This window comes from Pseudomonas sp. JE3303, assembly GCF_056312565.1.
Genome location: NZ_JBWGIF010000036.1, coordinates 1 through 1,740, shown reverse-complemented (window position 1 = coordinate 1,740; position 1,740 = coordinate 1). Strand labels below are relative to the sequence as shown.

Here is a 1,740-nt window from a genome sequence, read left to right as displayed (position 1 = left end):
TCACAGTCGTTCATGACCACGGCCGGGTTCTTGCCACCCAGTTCAAGGACGATTCGCTTGAGGTTGGACTCGGACGAGTACTTGAGGAACAACCGGCCGGTGTCGGTCGAACCGGTGAAGCTGACCATGGAGATGTCCATGTGCCGGCCAATCGCCTGGCCCGCGTCACTGCCGCCGCCTGGGAGGATATTGAACACGCCGGCCGGCACGCCGGCCTGGTGTGCCAGCTCGGCCACGCGCAGCGCGCTCAGGGTGGTTTCCTTGGCAGGCTTGACCACGATCGAGCAACCGGCGGCCAGCGACGGGGCGATCTTCCAGGCCAGCATCAGCAGCGGAAAGTTCCACGGCAGCACCAAACCGACCACGCCGATGGCTTCGCGCACCACCATGGTCACGGCAGCATTGCCGGTCGGGGCGGTGGCGTCGTAGATCTTGTCGATCAGCTCGGCGTGCCAGCGGATGGTGTGGATGGTCTCCGGCACGTCGACGTTCTGGCACTCGCTGACCGGCTTGCCGCTGTCCAGCGCTTCGAGCACGGCCAGTTCATGGGCGTTGTCCTCCAGCAGCTGGGCGAACTTCAGCAGGATGTGCTTGCGCTCACCGGGCTGCAGCTTCGACCAGCTGCCGTCTTCGAAGACGCGCTTGGCAGCCGCCACGGCCACGTCGACGTCCCGCACGTCGCAGGCGGCAACTTCGGCCAGCTGCTTGCCGGTGGCCGGGTTGGTGGTGATGAACGTGCGCCCCGAGAGGGCATCGCGGAACTGGCCGTCGATGAACGCCTGGGTGCGCAGTTCCAGCTTCGCGGCGATGTCCGCGTATTGGGCCTTGCTCAGCAATTCAGCCATTTCAGGCACCTCCGGTGATCTGGGCGATGTTGCGCTTGAGGGTCGTGACGACTGCTTTCAGCGCCTCTTTCTCGGCGTTGTCCAGGCCTTGCAGCGGGGCGCGCACGCCACCGCTGCGCAGGCCTTGCAGCTCGCTGCCGTACTTGATCGACTGGACGAACTTGCCGCCTTCGAGGAAATCCATCAATGGCATCAGCTCAGCCATGATGCGGCGGCCCTTGGCGAAGTCCTTCTCGACCACGCACGCCTGGTACAGCGCCACGTGCTCGCGCGGGATGAAGTTGGAACCGGCGCAGACCCAGCTCTGCGCGCCCCAGGCGAAGAATTCCAGGGCCTGGTCGTCCCAGCCGCAGGACAGCGCGATGTTCGGGCGATGGATGGCCAGGCGGTGCAGCTGGGCCATGTCGCCGGAGCTTTCCTTGATGGCGACGATGTTCTTCACGTCGGCGACGGCGTCGAAGAATTCCTCGCCCATGCTCACGCCCATGCGGCCGGGGTAGTTGTAGAGCATGATCGGCAGGCCGGCGGCCTGGTCCACGGCTTTGACGTGAATGGCGATTTCCTGCTGGGTCGGCAGCGCGTACGGCGGGGTGCCGACCAGCAGCGCATCGGCCTTGATTTCCCTGGCGTGCCTGGCGAAGGCCACGGCATCTTCGGTGCGGATGCCACCGGTGCCGACGATCAGCGGCAGGCGGCCGTTCAGCACATCCTTCGCCTGGGCGGCGAGGTCGAGGCGCTCTTGAGTCGTGTGGGCGTAGTACTCGCCAGTGGAGCCGCCGATGATCACGCCATGGATACCGGACTCGACCAGGTAGTCCAGGACCTCGGCAAAGGCTGCCTTGTCGATGCTGCCGTCGGCGCCCAGTGGGGTGATCGCCGGGGTGTAGATGCCTTC

Annotated in this window: 2 protein-coding genes; both read right to left on the bottom strand. The window is 65.6% G+C overall.

The window, feature by feature from the left end:
• Positions 1–845 (bottom strand): aldehyde dehydrogenase family protein (locus tag AC0ZZU_RS23965; RefSeq protein WP_476343920.1); only part of this gene is annotated, 845 nt, incomplete at its 3' end.
• 1 nt (position 846) lies between these two features.
• Positions 847–1,740, bottom strand: an 894-nt coding sequence (locus AC0ZZU_RS23960; RefSeq protein ID WP_476343918.1) for a dihydrodipicolinate synthase family protein, incomplete at its 5' end; no start/stop codon positions are given.